The 22,549-nt window shown below is 61.5% G+C and carries 17 protein-coding genes; 6 read left to right on the forward strand and 11 right to left on the reverse strand.

Features of this window, described 5'->3' with window-relative positions:
* Positions 1 to 23 precede the first annotated feature (23 nt).
* The 4 genes from JNK74_18265 to JNK74_18280 all read right to left on the reverse strand — a co-directional run bounded on the left by JNK74_18265 (position 24) and on the right by JNK74_18280 (position 6,347).
* Entirely contained in the window at positions 24 to 1,772 is a 1,749-nt protein-coding gene (locus JNK74_18265) for a PAS domain-containing protein (protein MBL7648133.1), read from the reverse strand.
* Between the two features lie 163 nt (positions 1,773 to 1,935).
* Positions 1,936 to 3,036 (reverse strand): endolytic transglycosylase MltG, encoded by a 1,101-nt coding sequence (gene mltG / locus JNK74_18270; GenBank protein ID MBL7648134.1) that lies wholly within the window; start codon positions 3,034 to 3,036, stop codon positions 1,936 to 1,938.
* 8 nt (positions 3,037 to 3,044) lie between these two features.
* Positions 3,045 to 3,494 (reverse strand): Holliday junction resolvase RuvX, encoded by a 450-nt coding sequence (ruvX, locus tag JNK74_18275; GenBank protein MBL7648135.1) that lies wholly within the window; start codon positions 3,492 to 3,494, stop codon positions 3,045 to 3,047.
* A gap of 42 nt (positions 3,495 to 3,536) precedes the next feature.
* Complete coding sequence (locus tag JNK74_18280) at positions 3,537 to 6,347, reverse strand: Ig-like domain-containing protein (protein ID MBL7648136.1); 2,811 nt, start codon at positions 6,345 to 6,347, stop codon at positions 3,537 to 3,539.
* Positions 6,348 to 6,669: 322 nt separating this feature from the next.
* Here JNK74_18280 and alaS point away from each other — a divergent pair, with 322 nt between their 5' ends.
* From alaS to JNK74_18295, 3 genes are all read left to right on the forward strand, one after another.
* Complete coding sequence (gene alaS / locus JNK74_18285) at positions 6,670 to 9,300, forward strand: alanine--tRNA ligase (GenBank protein MBL7648137.1); 2,631 nt, start codon at positions 6,670 to 6,672, stop codon at positions 9,298 to 9,300.
* Positions 9,301 to 9,476: 176 nt separating this feature from the next.
* Positions 9,477 to 10,259 carry a glycerophosphodiester phosphodiesterase gene (locus JNK74_18290; protein MBL7648138.1) on the forward strand — a complete coding sequence of 261 codons (783 nt, stop codon included), beginning with the start codon at positions 9,477 to 9,479 and terminating at the stop codon, positions 10,257 to 10,259.
* Positions 10,260 to 10,320: 61 nt separating this feature from the next.
* On the forward strand, positions 10,321 to 11,433 hold the full coding sequence (locus tag JNK74_18295; protein MBL7648139.1) for a hypothetical protein: 1,113 nt from the start codon (positions 10,321 to 10,323) through the stop codon (positions 11,431 to 11,433).
* Between the two features lie 280 nt (positions 11,434 to 11,713).
* Here JNK74_18295 and JNK74_18300 read toward each other — a convergent pair whose 3' ends face one another.
* Complete coding sequence (locus JNK74_18300) at positions 11,714 to 12,280, reverse strand: transposase (GenBank protein MBL7648140.1); 567 nt, start codon at positions 12,278 to 12,280, stop codon at positions 11,714 to 11,716.
* Between the two features lie 550 nt (positions 12,281 to 12,830).
* On the opposite strand from JNK74_18300, the gene JNK74_18305 reads away from it, so the two are divergent.
* A complete protein-coding gene (locus JNK74_18305) occupies positions 12,831 to 13,853 on the forward strand; it encodes a hypothetical protein (GenBank protein MBL7648141.1) in 1,023 nt (340 codons plus the stop codon).
* A 363-nt stretch (positions 13,854 to 14,216) separates the two neighbouring features.
* Here JNK74_18305 and JNK74_18310 read toward each other — a convergent pair whose 3' ends face one another.
* Positions 14,217 to 15,248, reverse strand: coding sequence for a helix-turn-helix transcriptional regulator (locus JNK74_18310; protein MBL7648142.1), 1,032 nt, complete (start codon positions 15,246 to 15,248; stop codon positions 14,217 to 14,219).
* Between the two features lie 175 nt (positions 15,249 to 15,423).
* Between JNK74_18310 and JNK74_18315 the strand changes: the two genes are divergently transcribed.
* Positions 15,424 to 16,308 carry a polysaccharide deacetylase family protein gene (locus JNK74_18315; protein ID MBL7648143.1) on the forward strand — a complete coding sequence of 295 codons (885 nt, stop codon included), beginning with the start codon at positions 15,424 to 15,426 and terminating at the stop codon, positions 16,306 to 16,308.
* Positions 16,309 to 16,552: 244 nt separating this feature from the next.
* Positions 16,553 to 17,752: an MFS transporter gene (locus JNK74_18320; GenBank protein ID MBL7648144.1), complete on the forward strand. Its 1,200-nt coding sequence runs from the start codon at positions 16,553 to 16,555 to the stop codon at positions 17,750 to 17,752.
* A gap of 247 nt (positions 17,753 to 17,999) precedes the next feature.
* On the opposite strand, the gene JNK74_18325 is transcribed toward JNK74_18320, so the two are convergent.
* The 5 genes from JNK74_18325 to JNK74_18345 form a co-directional block, all read right to left on the reverse strand.
* On the reverse strand, positions 18,000 to 19,166 hold the full coding sequence (locus JNK74_18325) for an aminopeptidase P family protein (protein ID MBL7648145.1): 1,167 nt from the start codon (positions 19,164 to 19,166) through the stop codon (positions 18,000 to 18,002).
* Between the two features lie 322 nt (positions 19,167 to 19,488).
* Positions 19,489 to 19,713, reverse strand: a complete 225-nt coding sequence (locus JNK74_18330; protein MBL7648146.1) for a DUF2905 domain-containing protein — start codon at positions 19,711 to 19,713, stop codon at positions 19,489 to 19,491.
* Entirely contained in the window at positions 19,710 to 21,170 is a 1,461-nt protein-coding gene (locus JNK74_18335) for an insulinase family protein (protein MBL7648147.1), read from the reverse strand. The genes JNK74_18330 and JNK74_18335 overlap by 4 nt, the downstream gene beginning before the upstream one ends.
* 101 nt (positions 21,171 to 21,271) lie before the next feature.
* Positions 21,272 to 21,547 carry a PGPGW domain-containing protein gene (locus JNK74_18340; protein ID MBL7648148.1) on the reverse strand — a complete coding sequence of 92 codons (276 nt, stop codon included), beginning with the start codon at positions 21,545 to 21,547 and terminating at the stop codon, positions 21,272 to 21,274.
* Complete coding sequence (locus tag JNK74_18345; protein MBL7648149.1) at positions 21,534 to 22,499, reverse strand: TerC family protein; 966 nt, start codon at positions 22,497 to 22,499, stop codon at positions 21,534 to 21,536. Before JNK74_18345 ends, JNK74_18340 begins: the two co-directional genes overlap by 14 nt.
* Positions 22,500 to 22,549 lie beyond the last annotated feature (50 nt).

The following is a 22,549-nucleotide window of genomic DNA, read 5'->3' on the forward strand; positions in this document are numbered from 1 at the left end:
TCGCCCCGAAGCGCCCCGGGGCTTCAGTTCGGCTGGATCAGTCCCCGAACCGCCGCAAGCAGGGCCTCGCGGCCATAGGGCTTCTTAAGAATTTCGGCGCGCGGCCCCGTGTTCCACACGCCCGGTTCGGCATAGCCCGAGGTCAACAGAACGCCCTTTCCCGGAAATCGCTCTTGAAACTGTTGCGCGAGTTCCGGGCCGAGCACGCCACCCGGCAACATGATGTCGCTGAAGAGCAGTTCGAGCGGCACGCCGCTCTCCATGAGCGAAACCGCCTCGGTGGCGTCGGCCGCCGAATATACCCGATACCCGTTCGCTTCCAGTACGCGCGTCGCAAACGCACGCAGGGCGGGCTCATCTTCGACAAGCAGAATCGCCTCGCCGCGCCCCGGCCGGACAAGCGCCACCGGGACCGCCGCATCCGCTTCCTTGCGGGTGACCACGTGAACGGCGGGAACCAGAATCGTAACCGTCGTGCCGCGCCCGGGCGCGCTGTTCAAACGGATACACCCTTTGGACTGGCGGGCGAAGCCATCCACCATGCTCAACCCCAGCCCCGTCCCCTTGCCGGGCTCTTTGGTGGTGTAGAAGGGTTCGAGCACCCGCTCCAGCACTTCGGGCGCCATACCATTGCCCGTGTCCGCCACATCGATGCGGACATAGAGCCCCTGGGCGATATCTTCGGCCGCGGAAAACCGTTCGTCCACCTCCTCCAGCGCGGTGGCGATACTCAGCACACCGCCCTCCGGCATGGCGTCCCGGGCGTTTATTGCCAGATTGAGAATCGCGCTTTCGAGTTGCACCGGATCGAGCAGGGCGCAGAGGCCCCCGGGATCCAGCGCATACTTGACCGTTATGGTCTCCCCAAGGCTGCGGGTGATCAGCGTGTGCATATCCCGGATGGACTTGTTCACATCCACCTCCTGCACCAGTAGTATCTGGTTGCGCGCAAAGGAGAGAAGCCGATCGATAAGACTAGCCGCCTGGAAAGAGGCCCGGCTTCCCTCCCGGGCAAGATTGATCCGCTCCTCGTCCGAAACGGCGCCGCCCTGCAGCAACTGGAGACACCCGATGATCACCGTAAGGTGGTTGTTGAAGTCGTGGGCGATACCCCCGGTGAGACGCCCGAGGGCATTGAGCCGCTCCGTGCGCTGGAGCTTCTCCTCCAGCGAGACGAACTCCGTAATGTCCGTGGATATCCCGCAGATCGCCGACACCCCGCCCTGCGCGTCATCCACCGGAAACTTCACCGAAAGGTACGTGTGCACAGTGCCGTCGGGGTGGGGGACTTCTTCCTGGAAATTCATCGTCGCGCGTGATTCCAGCACGTCAAGGTCGTTCTTCCGAAGCAGGTCGGCCGTCTCCCGGGAAAAAATATCATAGTCCGACTTGCCCGTGAGCTCCTCCGGCGTGTGTTGGAAAAGGCTGCAGAAACGGGGATTCGCCGAGATGATGCGCCCCGCCGGATCCTTGAGATACATGACGGCGGGCGAGTTCTCCAGGACGGCATTGAGGAAGGAGCGCTGTTCCCGCAGCGCCTTTTCCGCCTGCTCGATCTTCACCAGCTCCCGCACCATGAGAATATAGATGACCACCGAGCTCAAGGTCACAAACGCCCAACCCTTGATGCTCTGGACGGACGTGATGAGGCCGGGGTCGTCGAAGGCCAGATAGACCGCCTGATCGGAGAACAGGATATATACGCTGGAAAAAAATGCGTAGCGGAGTGCCACCCGGCACGCCGCCCGTCTGATCACGCCAACTCTGAACACGTACCGCGCTCCCCCGCCATTGCCAGGTTGCCTGCTCGAAACCCTTCCGGCCACCGAACCGCGCAGATGCCGGAGTGCGGAGAGCGTCCGGCATCGGTATCATTATAGTCATGCGGGGTCGGATTGACCAGTCCCATTTCTATCCCCGCCTGAAGCGCGCGGACTACTGGCTGAGCGCTCGCCGCTGTACCGCGATTTCCCGCCTGTAACGGGCCACCGCCGCTTCGTGATCCTTCAGCGTTGCGCTGAACGTGTGGGTCTTGCCGTCGGCATTGGAGACGAAATAAAGGTAGTCCACCTGCGCGGGCGCAAGCGCCGCCCGGATGCTCGCGGCGCCGGGACTCGAAATCGGCCCGGGAGGAAGCCCGGTGTTCTGATAGGTGTTGTAGGGCGAATCCACTTCCTTATCCTCGTTCAGCATCCGCTGGCCATACTTCCCCAGCGCATACTGCAACGTCGAATCCATCTGAAGCGGCATGCCCAATTTCAGCCGATTGTACAGCACGGCCGCGATCAGCGCCCGCTCCTCCTCCACCCGCGCCTCTTCCTCCACGAGCGAGGCAATCGTCATCACCGCCGTACGATCGAGGGCCTCACTTCCGGGCAGCCCCTTTGTCAACGCCGCATAGACCGATTCAAAATGCTCGACCTGGCGCTCGATCAGCGCCGCCGCATCCGGCTCCCGATCGAAAAAATACGTGTCCGGCATCAGGAATCCTTCCAGCGACTCCCCTTCAATGCCCAGCCGACTGATCAGGGCGGGGTCGGATGCCGCCCGGACATACGCCTCGCCGTCGGGCCGCAATTCGGCTATCTGGGCGATCGCCAGCCCCTCCGGTATCGTGATCTTCACCCGATCCGCATCCAGGGGCTTCGACGGCCCCTCCTGAAGCTGCCGGAGCAGTTCCGAGGCCGACAATCCCTGATTCAACGTGTAGTTGCCGTGCTGAATGTGCTTCCCGGACTTGTCCAGTTGGAGTGCAAGCCGAAAAAAGCCCTCGTACTCCACCAGCCCCGCATCGGCCAGCAACTTGCCCACGTCGCGCCCCGTGGAGCCCTTGGGCACGGCCAGCTCCACGGCCGGCCCCTTGACCCCCGGTGAGGTCACATGGTCGTACAGCATATAGCCCACCCCCGCCGCCGAAGCCACAATCAACACCGCGCCGGCCATGCCATACATCGCAAGGGAAAGCATCCAGCGCCAGAAGCGGAATCTCTTCCGCTCGCTTCTGCGCGCGGACTCTATCAGTTCTTCACTCGACATCGCTCACTTCACGGCCGCGCGCCGACCTCCCGGCGCTCCAGGTAGCTGCTCAATATCTGCGCCGCCGCGATCTTATCGATCACATCCTTGCGCTTTCGCCCCTTGCCGCCACGCGCGTGAAACACATCGTCGGCCGCCAGCGTGGAATAGCGCTCGTCTTCAAACACCACGGGAACCTCGGTCCGCGCGGCCAGCAGGGCCATGAAATTGCGGACCCGGCGCGCCTGCGGTCCCTCATCACCATTTTCCAGCAAGGGCAGCCCGGAGACGATCAGAATCGGCTCCAGCGCGGCGACCATCTCCAGAATCTCCGCGATGGCCTTGTCGCGCGAGGGCTGCGCAACCACCGCATGGGGCGATACGATCGTCTGGCTCGGATCGGTAATGGCCACGCCCGTGCGGGCATCGCCCACATCCAGCGCCATGATCCGGCCCGGCAATTCCATCGTCTCTCTCACTCCGAATTCGTCAACCGGGACACGGGGGCCGGGATCTCAAGGTCAATGCGCGGCGATCCGTGGGCCACGCCCACGGCGCAATACGCGCCAGACCGCAACCCCGACCAACAGCCCGACCAGCAGCGGACTCTTCATCCACAGCGCCACCAGCGCCAGCGCCGGCAGCAGCGCAACGCGCACCGCCAAAGCCAGCACGGGGCTGTCCGCCACGGCATCCGCCACGGGCGGGCTCACGCGATAGTAGGCATCCACCAGCGCGGTACCGGCGCTGCTGGTCAGCAGCCACTCATCGCGGAAATCCCGGAGCAGCGCCACGGCGCCCGAAAGGGGCGTGCCCGACGCGGCTGTGGCAATGAAGCAGGGGCCGCCGATGCCGCTCTCACCGTCCTGAAGCAGAAAGATGCTCAGCAGGGCATAGAAGCCGGACAGATCATCGACATTCGGATCCTGGAGCGTATACACATCCACCAGAATCACCGACGTGCTCTGGCTGGCAATACCGGTCACTGAGATACGTGCCTGACCCTCGGCCACGCCCGTCATCACGCCACGGCTTGTCACCGTCACGACGGACGTGTCATCCGAAGTGAAGGTAAAGGAGGTGTCTCCCGGATGGACCGAACGCACCTGGATGGCCCGGTTCTGACCCACGGGCAGGAATATGTGGCGGGGAACGCCTGTAAACACTACACCGTCCGTCGTGAACTCGCCATCATCGTCCGACAGGGTCGTGTTCTGGCTCTGGTCCACGGCGCGTATGACAAAGGAGTAGTTGGTACCCTTCGCCAGGTTCGTAATGAGCACCGCATGGCTCGTGGCAAGGCCCGTCGTGGCCTGGATCAACTCGTAGTCGCCCGCATCGAAGCCCACGGCAATATCGCCACTGGACAGTTCATCCGTCTCCCAGCTAAGCAGGACGGTATTCTCGCCAAACTCGCTGGCCACCGGCTCACCGACAAACTCGGGGCCGTCTTCATCGGGATCTTCGCCCGTCGTGGCTTCCAGAGTCTCGCTGTCACCGGTGCTATTGCCCGCAAGATCGGTGGAACTGATCGTGAATTCATACGTCGACTCGGCCTCCAGACCGCGGATGGTGGCCAAATGCTCCGTCGTCAGCCCGCCGTCGTGATAGAACTGCGCCGGCGCCTCGCCTGCGGGTCCATATTGGACCAGCGAGTCCGAAGGCTCGTCCGTCGTCCACATCACCGTAAAGCCCGCGTCGGTCTCACCCACAACGAAGGGTCCTTCGACGATAACGGGGGCTGTTGTGTCGGACGTCGCGGCGGTGGTGAAAAACTGATCGTCGGCCGCCGACACACCGCTGAGCCCATCGAGATCAGTCGAGGTGCAGGTGAACCCATAGGTCGTCCCAGGGAGCAGCCCCGTCAGGGTCACCTGATGACGAACCGCCAGCGCCGCGGACCCGGCTCGTGATGCGCGGCTCGCCCCGACGCCAAAGGTTACAAAGGAATCGGACGGCTCGTTGGTTTCCCAATAGATGGTCGCCGTCGTGTCGCCCAGGCCAATCACCTGGGGTGCCGTGGAAAAGCTCGGTGTGGAAATAACAGGCTCTTCCAGCGGTGTCAGCAGGAAGGTCTCCGTGTCGTCCGGACCATTGCCGATCCAGTCACGGGAATCGATCTGCATGCCGTGTACCGTGCCCGATTCGAGGCCGGCAAGGACCAGATGATGCTCCAGGCGAAGCCCCGGAAGGGTATGATGAAACTCAAAGGCCTGGGTCTCGCCGAATTTCATGGCCGTGGTTGCAGGCTTACTCGTGCGCCAGCGAACATGGATCGTGGTGTCCGTGACGTGCTCCACGATGAGCCCGTCCACGATGACCGGGTCGGTCGTGTCTTCTTCCGCGAGCGTCGTCGCTTCGAGCGTGGCCGAACTCCGGTTACCGGATGTGTCGGTGGCGTTCACGAGAAGGGTATAGGCCGTGGATGGGTCCAAATCTTCAATTACGACGGTGTGGACCTGGGCCGGAATATCCTCCACCACCTGCGCCACGCCCAGATCATCACTCACGACGATCTCGCCCGCCGCCGCTTCGTCCGTGACCCAGCTCACCAGCAGCGAGGTATCGTTCAGGCCGTCCACTGCGGGCGCGTTGATGAATACCGGGGCAACCGTGTCGGCGGTCACGGGCGTGACAAAGCTGAAGACGCGGCTCTCGCTTTTCAACGTGCTGCTGGGCACCGCCGTCTCCACCTGTACGAAGTACTCTGTCCCAGGCTCAAGATCGCTCAGCGAAATCTGCTGGACGCCATCCGCCCCTTCGGTCGCCTCCGTCTCGTCCAATGCATCTTCGGCAACACCATAGCTCACGGTGCCCGTGGCGTTCAGGGCCGTCTTCCAGGATATCAGTGCCGATGTGGGGGTCAAACCCTCGGCGAGGGGCCCTTCGATGATCACCGGTGTGGTTGGATCGCCCTCTTCACCTTCACCCTCGCCTTCACCTTCTCCTTCGCCTTCACCCTCGCCCTCGCCTTCACCCTCGCCTTCGCCAGCGGGAACCAGCGCCTCCAGATCGGCCTCGGACACCTCGCCGTCGCTGTCACCGTCGAGAATATCGAACTGCTGTTCGGTAACGGTCGCATCCGCAGCCTGGATCTCTTCCAGACTCAGGCGCTGATCATTATCGGTGTCCACCGTGTCGAAATTGTCCAGAAGCCCCACGGCCAGCGCGGCCAGACCCGACGTGCCTTTGGTGGACGCGGCCTGGGCCGCTCCGGTCATGCCGACAACGACCAGCGCCAGGGCAACACCCAGCACCCCGGTCCGCTCGACGGATGAGAAACCAAGGCCCCGGCGCGCAACCCGACCGGCGAACGAAAAAAATCCCAGCATAACCGTTCCTTCACAGTGACAACAGGCCCTGCGGCCCACTTCCCCGCAAGCCCGGGGTAGGGCATGACGCGCGGGCGGTTGGAACCGCCGCGGCAAATATTCCTCGCGTAATGAGAATAACACGGGACGCCACGCCACGTTACAGAAGCGCTCCCGAACTATGTTGTACACAATTTACCACGATAACGGAGTCCAGTAAAACGTTTCTCTCATCCCGCTCCCCCCTCCCACACCCCGGCCATTCGGGCAAAAGGTGCGCATCCAACCGCCTGTTTGCTAAACTAGGGACTTCCCTTGCCCGCACATTGAATGGAGAAATACCGTGAAAAGCGATGAAATCCGCGCAAAATACCTCGAGTTCTTCAAGGAGCGCGGCCACGTTATTGAGCGCAGCGACACCATCGTCCCCAGCAACGACCCCACCCTCCTCTTCACGAGCGCGGGCATGGTCCAGTTCAAGCCCTATTATACCGGTGAAGTCCCCGTGCCCTATCGCCGCGCCGCCACCTCCCAGAAGTGCCTGCGCGCGGGCGGCAAGGCCAACGACCTGGACGAGGTCGGCAAGACCTCGCGCCACCTCACCTTCTTCGAAATGCTGGGAAATTTCTCCTTTGGCGACTATTTCAAGCGCGAAGCCATCCAGTGGGCTTGGGAATTCTCCACGGAAGTGCTCAAGTTCAAGCCCGACTCCATCATCGCCACGGTCTACCGGGACGACGACGAAGCCTACACCATCTGGAATAAAGAAATCGGCATTCCCGAGAGCCGCTTGTTCCGCCTGGGCGAGAAGGACAATTTCTGGGGCCCGGCGGGCGATTCCGGCGCGTGTGGCCCCTGCTCCGAACTCCTTTTCGATAAGGGCGCTCATATCGACCCGACCGCGGACCCGGAAAACGACCCGAAAGAGCGCTTTCTCGAGTTCTGGAACCTCGTGTTTCCCCAGTTTGACCACCAGCTCGACGGCAGCCGTCCGCCGCTGAAAAATCGCGGCATCGACACCGGCATGGGCCTGGAGCGCCTCGCGGCGCTCCTCCAGGGCAAGGAAACCGTCTTCGACACGGATGGCATCTTCCCGATCATCCAGGCGACGGAGGCCATCACCAGTGTGGCCTATAAAGACAATCCCGTGCCCTACCGCGTGATCGCGGACCATATCCGGGCGCTGTCCTTCATGATTGCCGACGGTATCCTGCCGAGCAACGAAGGCCGGGGCTATGTGGAGCGCCGTCTGCTCCGCCGGGCCGCCCGCTTTGGCCGGGAACTGGGCCTGGAGCAGCCTTTCCTCTATAAGGTCGCGCCGACCCTGGTGGATCTCATGAGCCACCACTACCCCGAGCTGGCGGAGAAGCGCGTACAGATCGAGAAGATCATTCAGACCGAGGAAGAGCGCTTCGGCAGCACCCTCGCGCGGGGCATGGCTCTGCTCGACGAGATCTTCGCGGACATGGAGAAGAGCGGCCTGAAGGAAACGCCGGGCGAAGAGCTTTTCAAGCTCCACGACACCTACGGCTTCCCGCTGGACCTGGCCACGGACATCGCGGAGGACCGGGGCTACACGGTCGATCGCGAGGGCTTCAAGACCGCCATGGCGCGCCAGAAGGAAATGGCCCGCAGCGCCTGGGCCGGCAGTGGCCAGGACGCCATCGCGCCGGTCTACAATCAGCTTCGCGAACAGCTCGGCGACACCGAGTTCAAGGGCTATGAAACCACCACCTGCGACGCGGTGGTCACCGCGATCATCGTGGACAAGCAGTCGGTCAACGAACTGGCCACGGGCCAGAGCGGCGATATCGTACTGAGCCAGACCCCCTTCTACGCGGAGTCCGGCGGCCAGGTGGGCGACACCGGCGTGCTCGACAGCGTGAACGGCAATGCCGCCGTGACGGACGTGAAGAAGATCGCGGGCAAGATGTATTGCCACAAGGCCACGGTCAACAGCGGTGTGTTGAAAGTGGGCGACAAGGTCGAAGCCATCGTGGACGCCTCGGCGCGCAAGCAGACCGAGAGCCACCACAGCGCGACCCACCTGCTCCAGGCCGCCCTGCAGAACGTCATCGGCGACCATGTGCATCAGGCCGGTTCGCTGGTTACCCCCGAGCGCCTGCGCTTCGACTTTACGCACTTCGAAGGCATCGAGCCCGAGCGCTTGGATGACATTGAACGACTGGTGAACGACTACATTCGCCGCGACGAGCCCGTGTCCATCGAAAGCAAATCCCTGGAAGAAGCCCGCGCGGCCGGTGCCATGGCCCTCTTCGGCGAAAAATATGAAGATGTGGTCCGCGTGGTGAGCATGGGCGATTTCTCCATGGAACTCTGTGGCGGCACCCACGTGCCCCGCACGGGCGCCATCGGCTATTGCAAGATTCTATCCGAGGCCTCCATCGCTTCCGGCGTGCGGCGCATTGAAGCGGTGTGCGGCGAGCCCTGCGTGACCACGCTCCAGGCCCGCGAACGCCAGCTCAACCACACGGCCCAGTTGCTCCACACGAGCCTGGACAGCGTGGAAGATCGCGTGCGCATCCTGCTGGAAGAAAACCGCAAGCTGAATAAGGAAGTCGAAAAGTGGAAGGCGGCGGCGGCGGCGGGGAACATCGCCGAGCTGCTCGATGGCGCTCAGGACGTGGCCGGGGTAAAGCTCATCACCGGCAGCGTGGATGGTCAGGACGGCAAGGGCTTGAAGACCCTCCTGGAGAAGCTGCGCGACAAAGTCGCCTCCGGCGTGATCGTCCTCGGCAGTGTGGCCGACGACAAGGTTTCCCTCGGCGTTTGCGTCACCAACGACCTCACCGGCCGCATCAAGGCGGGCGATATTGTGAAGCTGGTCGCTCCCATCGTGGGCGGCGGCGGCGGCGGCAAGCCCGACATGGCGCAGGCCGGGGGCAAGATGCCCGAGAAGCTGCCCGAAGCGCTGGCGAAGACGCCGGAGATCGTGAAGGGGCTGTTGGGCTGAATTAAAGAATGAAGGACTTAAGGGACGGAAAGGACGTAAGGGACGTGAACGAATTCGCCACGAAAAGGGTGAACCGCGATTCCCAAAGCGCGCTCGCCGGGTCTCGGCCCGGCGTGGCAAGCGAGTCCGCCAGCAATGGTGGGCTCGAAACGTCCTTCAGGTCCTTTCCGTCTTTTATGTCGTTTGTCCTTGGGCTGGTTCTCGCAATCGGCGCTCTTTCGGTACCCGCCCAGATCTGCGCCCACCGGGGCGATGTTTCCGCGGCACCGGAGAATACCCTGCCGGCCTTCAGATCCGCCGTAGAAAAGGGCGCGCAACAAATCGAATTTGATGTCGACCTCACGAAGGACGGCGAGTTGGTCATCATGCACGACGCCACGGTGGATCGCACCACAAACGGCAAGGGCAAGGTTACCGAGTTGACCTTCGACGAAATTCGCGCGCTGGACGCGGGCGCGAAGTTTTCAGCGACCTTCAAGGATACGCGCGTGCCCACGCTCCGCGATGCGCTGGAGGTCATTCCGCCCAAAATCTTATGCAACGTTCACCTCAAGGGGAACACCGAACTGGCCCGGAAGGCCGCCCTGCTGATACAGGAAATGGGCCGATTGGAGCAGTGCTTCCTCGCCTGCGAACTTGAAAGCGTAGCGGCCGCACGCGAGGTCGTTCCCACGATCAAGACCTGCAACATGAGCCGCCAGGCCGGTAACCGCGCCGCCTACATTGACGCCACCATCGCAAACAAATGCGAGTACATTCAGCTCCACGAGCGCGACGGCCACGAGAATATCGAAGCGGACGTGAAAAAACTGCACGACCATGGCGTCACTGTCAACTGGTTCGGCGCCGATGACGCCGCCTTGATCGAAAAACTCAACCGCGCGGGTGTAGACTATGTTCTGACCGACAAGCTCGATCTCGCGCTAGCGACCATTCAGAAAATAAGGGCCGACAGGTAGAGTCCGAGCCCCCAGTCACCCATACGGCCATTCCCGTTTTCTTCACGAAAGCCAAGACACCATGCCCTACCCCCAGTTCAACCGACACGCCCTGCACATCAAGCCATTGAGCCAGCGCAAAGACAAGGTCTACATCGAGCGCGATCATGTCGCACCCGACACGACCCCGCGCCCCTTTGACGAAAAGGGCCAGAAACTCATCGCGGAGACCGTGGACCGCATCGTGGCCGCGCGCGAAGCGGGCAAGTCGCGCATGCTGACCTTTGGCGCCCACTCCATCAAGAACGGCCTGGCGCCCGTCTTCATCAAGCTCATCGAAGAGGGCTGGGTCACCCACCTGGCCACCAACGGCGCGGGCATCATCCACGACTGGGAATTCGCCTTCCAGGGCCACAGCAGTGAAGACGTGCGCACCAACGTGGACCGGGGCGAATTCGGCACATGGCAGGAAACCGGCTTTTATCTCAACCTCGCCATCGTGGTCGGCGCCTATGAAGGCCTGGGCTACGGCGAGTCCGTCGGCGCCATGGTGCAGAACGAGGGCCTGAAAATCCCGTCCCTCGACGCGCTGACCAAGGAAATTCAGAAGGCCGCCGACCAGGACTACGCCGAACACGCCGCGGCCGCGTGCGACCTCATCAACGTGATCAGGAAGTTCAAGCTCGAACCCGGCTTCATGGCGATCAAGCACCCCTTCAAGCAATATGGTATCCAGGGCGCGGCCTACCGCCTCGGCGTGCCCTTCACCAGCCACCCCATGATCGGGCACGACATCATTTACGTCCACCCGATGAACCAAGGCGCGAGCATTGGCCGCACGGCCGAGCGCGACTTCCTCACCTTCGCCCATGGCGTCGCCAACCTCGACGGCGGCGTCTACATGAGCATTGGCTCCGCCGTCATGTCCCCCATGGTCTTTGAGAAGTCCCTTTCCATGTCGCAGAACCTGGCCATCCAAAAAGGCCAGCATATCGACAATCACTACATGATTATTGTCGACCTGCAGGAGTCCCACTGGGACTGGACCCAGGGCGAGCCCCCGGCGGACAACCCCGACTACTACCTCCGCTACAACAAGAGTTTTAATCGTATGGGCGGCTCCATGCGCTACCTCACGGCGGACAACCGGGACTTCCTGCTGGCGATTGCTCAAGGGCTGGACGCAAGGAAGTAGAAGGTTCTCTCAAAAACTTGGAGGGAGCCCCGGGTGCCACCTCAATCCGGCCTCAGCCGGTTTGGGTGCCTCCGAGGGAAACAGGCCACGAGCTACAACAACACCCAAGGTCCGGCTTGTGAACTCCGAACGATAGAGTCCGAGTTTCCTTCCAGAGGCTCAACAGGTCCACCCAGGTTACGATCTCCGAGTGCCAATACTCTTTGCTCAAGGCACCCAAACGAGCGTTGCTCGATTGAGGTGGCACCCGAGGCCGGTCTTTCGAGTCGAACGGTCATCCTTATAGATCAGGGTATGATTCTAGGTTCAATCGAATCAGCCCAGTCCCCTCCCGTTCCCATTCCCGGGCACTGGACCACTTCCAGTCCGCGGGCTCGACGGCCAGTCCTCGGCGAACGGGATTGTTATGGGTGTAGTCCACCATATATCGAAGCGTTTTGAACTGAATCACATTCCTATCATAACCACCGCCCGCCAACCAGAACCGGTACGGGGCATGCTTTTGGCCTGTGCTCAAATGCTTGAGCCCCTCTGGATTGTTACTCCGGAGCCAGGCCATAGCCTTGCGTGACACCGAGAGCTTGATCGTCGACAAGATAGATTCCATTTGATACTCCGCATATACTGGCCAAAGCACAAGATGCACATGCTCCGGCATGATCACGAAAGCCCAAATGTGGACATTGTGCTGCTTTCGCATCAGCTCAAGAGCCTCAACAAAATACTCACGGGTGCGATCCCGGCTCAGAAACTGCCGTCGCTTGAAACAACTGAAGGTCACGCCATGGGCCTCTCCCTCGGTGTTAAATGCTTTTCGGGTCTTGCGGATTACCTTGCGGACGACCATTGGACAACCTCCATGCGGGAAGGGAGACTTCGTATTGCTTCGTCTATCAGTGATTCTTATTCAAAAAAACTATATTAGTACAATTATGCAAGTCAATTCCAACAAGGTGGAATGCCTCCCATTCCCCGAAAAAGATGCACATACAACCCAAAACTTGCGCCGCCAACCTGGGGTGCCACCTCAATCCCGCCTAAGCGGGTTTGGGTGCCCAGAGGGAGACTTGCCAGGTACAGTCACGACAATTTTAGATCCGGCTTGCTACACCTGAGCCAGTCCAGCTAAACACCGCCAGACGCCCAAAGAGCTCAATCTGGGTCGCATAAACGAGCCTGAGGTGTCGTCGCTCAACCCACCCAAACGAGCGTTGCTCGATTGTGGTGGCACCCGGGGTTGGCCCTGTTCCAATTGATTGGTATCTGATATAACGCGGATTCGTACAAGTAGTTCCGAAACCAAGACAATACGTTTTACGTGGAATATGACATAATTCCCAATCGACCCACGGTGCCCCTTACCAAAGTCCAGACCACAACCCCCGGGAGAACCTACCATGCTGGAAGCCTTGCGCGCCCACGACCCCAATACCGTTGAGCTGCCGTGCGGAAAGGGGAGCGTTCTCCTGCCGCCCTCACTGGCCGGTCGTATTTTCTGCCAGTGGGACGGGGAACTGATCCATCGCCTGGACGCGGACTCTCTGGGCGCGCCCGCGGGGGGCGACTATATCAATCTCGGCGGCAACTCCCTCTGGCCCGCGCCGGAGGGTGGCGAGTACGCCTTTAACTATGGCGAGAACAGCGATGCATGGCTGGTGCAGGAGGGCATCGCCACGACACCCGTCGCCGTCTCTCTCAGCGGGGACAGCGCCGTCGTGAACAAACAAATCACGCTGAATAACCGCAAGGGCAAATCGCTCAACCTGACCTACTGCCGCGCCGTCTCCGTCGAAACCGCCCTGACCGCCGGTTACGAGCTGGAAGGCCTGCGCTATTTCACGGAAGACCGCTTCGATCCTGAGGCGGATCAGGACGCGACCGACGTTCTTCTGGCGCCATGGTCTCTCGAGCAGTTCCCCGGCGCCGAGGGCATCGTGGCCTTTGGCACGCTTGGGGACCCCTCCCAGCCGTTGAACCTCGATTTCTACGGCGACCCAGGCCATCGCATCGTCCACGCGGCAGGCCAGTTCACTTTCCACCTCGGCGGCGTGGACCGGCACCAGATCGGCATTCCCGTAGCCAGCCAACCGACGCTCATCGGCGCCCTCGATTTGAATCGCTCCCTCCTCTTTGTCCGCAGGACCGCGCCCCAGCCCGGCCGCTACTTCAACATCGCCGACAACGATCAGGCTGCGGGCCCCTGGTCCGCCGCCGATCTCTTCAGCATCTTCAACGGCGGCGAACTCGGCTTCTTCGAGCTGGAAACCATCGGCGCGATGAACGTGCAAGACGGACGTCTGGGCAAGAGCAGCCTCCACTCCGAAACGCTTATTTTGAAGGGAAGTAAGGACGAGCTGCTGCGCTACAGCGCGGAGGTGCTGGGCGTACACTTGGAGAAGGCCGCGGACTCCGCGAGCTGAGCTATTTTCTAAGAAATTCGGCGAGCCGTAGGGACAGCGTCGCCCGGTGACGCTGACAGATGAGTGACACCACGGGTAATTTATTTTTCCCAAACAGAGTCTAGACCGCCGCAAAAGGGCGGGGCTGTCCTGTCGTCTGACGTCGTGGCTGGGCACATCACTGGTAGTCGCACGGCAGGGATGAGATCCTGGTCGCGTACGCACGACTGGCTGTAATTGAGCGTTCGCGTTTCCTTCCCTGACCACAGGACAGCCCCGCCGGTTGAGATCGCCTTCGCTCAGTCAGATCGGAGTACTTGATCCGGGGTTTCTCTCGCGATTTGTAGACGTGGGGCGACGCTGTCCCTGTGGCGCGGCGAAAAGCTACGGCTTCCCCCGGCGCGGTCCGTCTCCCGTGCCCGTATACCGGTGTCGGTAGGCAATTGGCGTGATGCCCTGGTGCTTCTTGAACATGTTGGTGAAGTGGGCCGAATCGCAAAAGCCCAAATCGTGGGCGATCTCCGTGAGGGACCGACTCAAATCCAGCAGGTGATTGCAGGCATGCTGGATCCGACGCCTTTGATAGTAGGTGCTCGGGCTGAACCCGGTCGCCTCGCGGAAAATGGTGCTGAGGTGATCGGAACAATAGCCTAGATCTTCCGCGAGCTGACTCACATTGAAGGAATCACTTCGCAGGATGGCCTCTTCGATGTGCTCCAGTGCATCCACGATTTCTTCGCGAAATCCGAGCCCCACTTCGACCGGGCTCTGGCGCGTGTAGGACCGGCTGAGCAATATCAACGCTTTCAGCAGGCTTGACCGCAGAAAGGTGAGCGAGGGCTGTGGGAGCATCGTCTCCCGGCCGATATCCGCCAGTTCCCGGTCCAGCGCGGCCATCTCGCTATCGCTGAGTTTGAACTGCACCACGGGGCCATCTTTCGGACGGCGAAACAGGGCCGCCGCGAGGAACAAAGGCACCAGCCCCGCCTCGCGCCAGTGGGCCATCAGATCGTCGGCCAGCCACTCCGTCAGGTAATACAAATTGGTCTGGTGCAGCCCCTCCAGCCCGTAGATGGCGTGGGTCATCCCCGGCGCCAGCACGATCACGGTGCCGGGAAGCAATTCTTCCGTTCCGAAAACGGTCCGGTGTAATGCACGCCCGGCGCGGATGATGGAAATCTCGAAGTGGGCATGGGTGTGGGGCCGGCGATCCTGCAACTCGGGCACATAAACCGGATTCCCATAGTGCGCACCGGGGTAGTCCGGATGACTTGGCAGCAGGCTGCGAAAGGGCCCCTCTCCGGCAATCCACGAGCCCACCCGAACAGGACGATGGGCCGAAACGCCCACCGCGTCGAGCGTGGAGGTGTACTGGGGGACGAAGTCGTCCATATCGGGCATGGCGCGAGCCGGCATGGGGGGTCACTTTCCGGACGATATAGTAGCAGAGATGCCGCCATTTTCGACGTCCCTGATATCCCTGCGATGTTGCCCATACAACCCCCGCCGGATTCCATTCAATACCCGCTGGCCCGAATCTGCAAGAATAAGGTATCCTAGCGGCCGGCACTATCATTCAGGAGTCAAGAACATGAGCGCATTGAAAGTTGTCCTCGGCTTTGACATGGAAACCGATATCGGCAGTTGGACCACCGGCTACGAGGGCCTTGTGCACGGCACGCCACACATCCTCGATATTCTTGCGCGCAACAACGCCGCAGCCACCTTCTTTTTCACGGGCGACAGCGTCAAGGCCCACCCGGAGGTGGCCGAAAGCGTGAAGGCCGCCGGCCATGAAATCGCGGCCCACACCCTTTTCCACGAGACCATCGGCGATTCACTCTTTGAAATCCCCGGCATGCTGCCCGTGCTCCCGGAGGAAGTGCCCAATCGCCTTCGCCTTTGCACCGAGCTCATCGAATCCATCACGGGTGAACGGCCCGTGTCGTTCCGCTGCCCCCGCCTCTTCGGCTCCACCGCCGTGGTAAATGCCCTGGAAGACCTGGGCTATGTGGCCGATGCGACCTACCCCATGTACTACTTCCGGGAACAGTTGGCGCCCTACCATCCCAGCCGGGAAGACTGGACCAAGCCCGGCGACCTGCGCATCGTGGAGCTGCCCAATTTCGCCGATCTTTCCATGACCTCGACGGACCCCTATGGCCGCGACATGGACCAGTGGCCCCTTTTCAGAACCCAGAGCGCGGCGGCCATGCTGGAGCACCTCGACCGCTTCATCGCCTATGCGGAATCGAAAAACATCGAACCCTTCCTCTGCTTCTATTTTCACCCGTGGGAGTTCCACCCCATGCCCCAGGGCGAAATTCGCTCCAGCGAAGGCAGCGTGCGCCCCGACCCCTTCATCACCCTGAACTGCGGCGACTACGCCGTGGAACAGTTGAACCTACTCGTCCAGGGCCTCCAGGCGCGCGGTGCGGAGTTCCTCGAAGCGCGCGAGGCTGCCGCGCGTTGTTAGGACGCGCTGACACACATCGTTGTTTGTTCAGTCCTGAAGACGTCGGTACCTATGGAACGGGGGCTTTTCAACCCCCGAGATGTGCAACGCAGTTGCACGGCAAGGCCTGTCGATTTTTCGGTGGGCCTTTCTATTTCGAAATAGGGGGCTGGAAGGCACCCACTCGATGACTCCGCACCCCTGAGACAATCTTCCAGATGCAATTCCGTGTAGTCTATCCGTCGCCAGGACGCAGGTATTTCCGATGCTGTTAAAACCCCATCACCGCATGTACGCCGCGGCGTTCCTCCTGGATTTCTCCGTCGCCATCGCGCTCACCGCCCTGCCCTTTTTTATCTTCGAGCGACTCGGCGGCGGCCCCGCCATGTCCGGCGCCGTTGGGGCCTTTCAGATGGCGATCTACGCCGCGGGCTGTCTCCTCTCGGCACGCTATGTCACCGGCGCGCGCAGCGGCCTCTACCTGGCCATCATCGGCGTCGCGGCCTTCGCCCTCCCCTTCACGCTCATCCCGTGGATGACCTCCCCGCTGGTCTGCGGCGTCGCAACGTCCCTCCCCTTCTTCGGCCTCGCCCTCGCCTGGCCCGCCATGCAGTCCTGGCTCGGCGGCGAGCCCGACCCCGAAGCCCGCGCGCGACACCTCACCGGGTTCAACACCGCCACGGCCTTCGGCTTCACCTTCAGCCCCCTCTTCGCGGGACCGCTCTACGACTTCGACTACCGCCTTCCTTTCTTTCTACTGTTTGTCGTCGGCGTTGTCGTCGTTCTCCTTCTTCGTTCACTACCGAAGGAAGTCAGGGTCGCGGAAAGCAACGTTTCCGGTGACGCCGACGATTCCGAAGCGGACACGTTTTCCCCCGGCCTGCTCTATGCCTCCTGGGGCGCCACGCTGTCGGCCAACAGCCTCTTCGCCGCCCTTCGCTCGGTCTACCCCAGCCGTGTGGAAACCCTGGTGTCTGAAGGGAATCTGGATCTCTGGAGCGGGTGGCAGCCTGCCTGGCTGCTCTCCGTGGGACCGGCCACGGCCTTCTCGTGGCTCGCCTTTATCCTTCCCCTCGCCACGGTGGCCAGCTTCACCGTACTCGGGCGCACGAAGTCCTGGCGGGGGCGATTCGACTATATGGTCGCGGGGCAACTCATCGCGGCGGCCTCCCTCATTGCCCTGGCCCACACCCACAGCGTTGGGATGATGCTGCTCTGCTTCATCGCGGTCGGCGCGAACTACGGGCTCTGCTTTTTCTCCAGCCTGTACTACAGCCTCGCGGTGGCAAGTGAAAAGCACCGCCGCGCCGCCATCAACGAAGGACTCCTCGGCGTCGGCGCGGTCCTCGGCGGCATCGGCACGGGATACGCCGCCGGCGCCATCGGCCTCACCGCCGCCTTTCAGTGGACGCCGGTCGCGGTGATGGTGGCCGTGGCCGTGCAGGTGTGGTTGCTGCGGAGATAACGAGACTTTCCAAGCGAACAATACGGGCTCAAATCGTGCCACGCGATTCCGCCTCGGGCGGATTCGTGTGCCCGTTGTGAGGATTACTGCCCCCGCCCCAAAAAGCTCTGGGCGAACGGCGGGTACAGAAGAAATGAGAACCAACCGCTCGCCCAAGTAACATACAAGACTCAAAGGACGCGCCGCACAAGGCACACGAATCCGCCTGAGGCGGAATCGCGTGGCACGACAGAAGTCAATTGTGTCCCTACTGCGTCAGCAATTTATCCATTTTCGGGCTGAAAGGCACCGCGCCGTCTTCCGTAATTTCATAACCCGTTTCGATGCGGGCACCGTGCCACTCGGGATGGCCGAAGAAGCTCACGTCGATGCACACCGCCATGCCCGGCTTGAGCACGTCGGAGCTGTGGGGGCCGAAGAAGGGCGCCTCCGCTTCGTGCAAGCCGATGGTGTGGGCGAAGGGGCACACGAGGTATTTCAACAGGCCGTGTTGCTGGTAGTAGGCGCGGCCGGGCGCGTCGATTTCGCTTCCTTTAACGCCGGGCCGGAGCTGAGCCTTCGTCAGGCGGAACACTTCCTTCAAATGGTCCAGGCATTCCTGCTGCGAGGCGGTGTAAGAGCCCGATACCGGCAGTGTGTGCCCTACCACGCCCGCGTAGCCGTTGCACTTGGGCGCAATGCCGATCATCACCACTTCGCCGGGTTCCAGTACCTTCTTCGTCGCCGTCGGCACCACCGCGTTTGAGCGGTCGCCCGATCCCACGATGGCGCTGAATCCAAAGCCCGTGGCGCCCCGGCTGCGGGCCGCGTATTCACCGGCCGCCGCCACTTCAATTTCCATCTTGCCCGCCGTGATCGATGCGGCCATGGCGTCGTAGCAGTGATCGGCCAGACCGAAGGCCGCTCGAATCTGCTCCAGTTCCCAGCCCGACTTGTCGTAGCGAAGGGAGACGTAGTCGTCCGTAATATCGATCATCTCTACGCCGCTGAAGCCCTCGTTGATCTGGCGATAGCAATCGGCGGGCATACGGCCCGCGCCCACCAGGCCGCCGCGTCGAATCGCGCCCGCGCGCCCTTTCAGTTCCTCAAAAAGCGCCTCAAAGCTCGTGATTGTCGCGTTGGGGTATTCCTCGTCCGGCACCATGAAGACGGGAAAATTGCGCGTCTCCGTGATAGCGCTGTCCAGCTTCGCAAAGGGCTCGCTCTCGGGACCGCCCAGGAGCATGGGGTCGCCCTCGCGCAGTACCAGCACCGCACCGCTCTCAAACTGCGGACACCAGCCCGTCAAGTACCAGCCATTGCCGATATTGAACTCGTCATAATAGACCAGAGCCAGATCGAGGTCCTTTTCCTGCATGATCCTGCGCACATTCGCCAGACGCGCGTCCCGCTCGCTTGTTCCGAGGTATCCCATGACTTACCGATCTCCGTGGATTTGTGAAAGAGGATGTAAAGGCCGCAACAGGCCGAGTGCTGAAAGATATCATCGCACACCCGCCCAAAACGAACTTGTGCATTTCCTCAGCGGCTTTGTACATTTCCGACGCCCCGAGGGGAAGTAAGGTCACGACCCGAACGTCAGACACACGACCAAGAAGTACTCCCTTTATTCCGAGTCACCCCACCCATCTTTTGGGACAGGCCCACGCATCGAACACATCGCGCTCATCGGAGCATGTCTTGCGTTATCGAGCTCCTGATGTTATGCGGCGTCACCTTGGCGCGGGTCCGTCCCCTCATCGCCAGAACCGGCTCACCAGATTGAGCAGCACCGTCAGCACCACACTCACGACGATGCAGGTCACAACGGGAAAGTGAAAGGAGCTCCGTTCCCCTTCGACATGGATATCGCCCGGAAGCTGGCCGAGGTTTATGCCCAGCTTCCCCAGCAGCAACATCACGCCACCGACAAGAACCAGCACCACTCCCGCGCCGATGATTAATTTGGCCATTTCATTCATGGCCAGCCTTGCTCCCCTGCGGCCACGCGCCGCTGTTTGTTCCGCCGATGCCGCCAGGCGTAGGCCGCGATGGCCAGTGCCGTGCTCGCGGCCGCGAAGATCGCCAGTTCGTTCGCCGTGCAAATCGGATCATACACGATCACATAGCTGCGTTCGGGCGTGAAGTAGGTTTCCGCCACGCGCTTCAGATCCGCCGCCGTCACTCCGTTGATCGCCGTGTCGAAATCCGGAATCGGGGTCGTCCCGTCTCCGGGCAGGTGGGTATACTGAATGAGTGCAAAGGCGTGGGCGTAGTTGCTCTCCATGGCCAGGGCGTGTCGCCCGATGATCGTCTTCTGCGCTTCGGACACTTCAGCCTCGCCGATGTTGCCCGCCTTGATGCCGTCGATCTCCGTCGCGATCAATTGCTCCACCCGGGGCAGATGCTCCCGCTTGGCCCGGGCCGCGACGCGAAAGTCGCCCACGTCGCTGAAGAGTTGCTGCTGTGCGGCCACGGAATAGACTAGGCCCTCCTGAATGCGCAGCTTCTGAAAGAGGCGCTCCTGGAGCACATGGCCCAGCACGTCGAAGACCCAGCGATCAGCATTCGCCACACCTTCGGTCCGCGCGCCCATCCAAACCGCCCCTTCGTCCTGGATGTCCATGCCCCGCTGGGTGATGCGGATTGGCCCGCCTTCCGGCAACTTCGGCGAAGCGGGCCAGGGCACTTCGGCGCCCTTCGCCCAGGACCCGAAATAGCGCTTCGCCGCCTCCTCCACCACTGGGGCCTCGATATTTCCGACCACGAGCAGCAGGGCATTGTTCGGTACGTAGTGGGCCTGGTAATACGAGGTGAGCGTCGCGTGGTCCATGGCCTCCAGCGAAGCGTTGCTCCCGATGATCGGAAGATTCAACGTGGACCCGGGGAAAAGCCGCCCGTAGACCTCTTCCTGGGTCGGGCCGCCGTAGCCGATCTTGTTGCACCAGTCCACGAACCAACTGTTCGGTCCGCCGTTCTCGCGAAAAATGATCCGTCGCTCTTTTTCAATGTGCTCCGGGGCCATCTTCGAGTGGAGCACCACCTCCGCGATCCAGTCCATGGCTGGTTCGAAATATTCCGGCGCGGCGATGTTGTACCACGTGGTGCGCTCGCTCTCGGTTGTGGCATTGTTCACGCCGCCCAGGCGGTTCATCACCTGAAAAACCTCGCCCTCTTTCCATCGCTCCGTCTCGGTAAAGAGAAAATGCTCCAGGAAATGTGACACGCCGTTGTTCTGTTCATTTTCGTAGCGGCCACCCGCGCGCACCACGAGAAATATGGCCACCGACGGGCTCTCATGCCGGGGCAAATGCCACACGCGAAGGCCGTTGTCCAGCGTGAACTGGTGCAACGGCGCCCCCTGAAACTGAGTGGTTTCGCCCCGGCTCGCAAAGGCGGCCAGGCAGGCCGCCACCATCACAACAACACGCAACCCCATCGAATTCATACCTCCAGCGGCGCGCTGCGACCGCACCGAAAGCGTAGTGCACGGCGGGGCCGTCGGGCAAACCCGCTTCCCCCTCCCCGACCGTCTCGAAGCTATTCCTCTTCCTCAAGTTTGGCCACGCCGGGCAGGGGAACCTTGTTACCGACCCGCTCCCGCACCTTGCGCAGGAGCATTCGGGCCCACACGACCTCGGACGACAGGAGCACCAGACCGCCCAGAATCGCCGGAATTCCGGGCCCCGGAATCAGGAGCATGATCGCCCCGGCGCCGACGAGCACGGTTCCGCCCAGGATCGCACCCGCCCGGCGCACCTGGCGCCAGACGGGTGAAGATTCACTGGAATTGTTCGTGGGTTCACTTGGGTCCATAGTCGTTCTTTGCGGCGGCGAGCACCGAAGCGCCGATGCCCACCAGCAGGATTCCGCCGATCAGCGCCAGGGTCACCGGAATCGGAATGGGATAGTGGTGTACCAGCATCATCTTCACCGCAACGTAAGCCAGAATGAACACCAGGCTGATCTTGAGGTAACGGAATTTATCCATCAGTCCGGCGAGCGCGAAGTAGAGCGAACGCAGCCCGAGAATCGCAAAGACATTGGACGTAAACACGATAAAGGGGTCCTGGGTCACCGCAAAAACCGCGGGGATGGAATCCACCGCGAAGAGCAGATCCGTCGTCTCCACCATGATCAGCACCAGGAAGAGGGGTGTGATATGGGTGATGCCGTTGATTTTCGTAAGGAAATGTCCCCCCGACATGTCGGTCGTTGCCGGCATGAAGCGGCGCGCCAGCCGGATCAGCCAGTTGTTCTCCGGATCAAAGTTGTCGTCGCGCTGCACCAGCATCTTGATGGCCGTGATCAGCAGAATCGCGCCGAAGATATAGGTGACCCAACTGAATTTATGAATCAGCGCCGCACCCAGAGCAATCATGATGCCCCGCATGACCAGCGCTCCGAGAATGCCCCAGAACAGCACCCGATGCTGGTAGATCGCCGGAATCTTGAAAAACCCAAAAATCATGGCGATGACAAAGATATTGTCCAGGCTCAGCGACTTCTCAAGCAGATACGCGGCGAAGAACTCCAGCGCCGCTTCCTGCCCCCCCAGAGAAAAGTCGATGGTCGGCGCAAGTCCCCAGCCGCCCCGCTCATACAGCACGTACACGAAGGCATTGAAGCCCAGCGCGAGCACCACCCAGAAGGCCGTCCACGCCAGCGCCTCCTTCGGCTGGATTACATGGGCCTTTCGGTTCAAGACACCCAGATCCAGCGCAAGTAAGGCCAGAATCAGCAACAGGAAAACAGACCAGATCAGCATGCTTCAAAGAACTCCGAATTGAAGTATGTTGTACGTACCGGCGCACCGGC

The sequence above is a fragment of the Candidatus Hydrogenedentota bacterium genome, assembly GCA_016791475.1.
Classification (GTDB): domain Bacteria; phylum Hydrogenedentota; class Hydrogenedentia; order Hydrogenedentales; family JAEUWI01; genus JAEUWI01.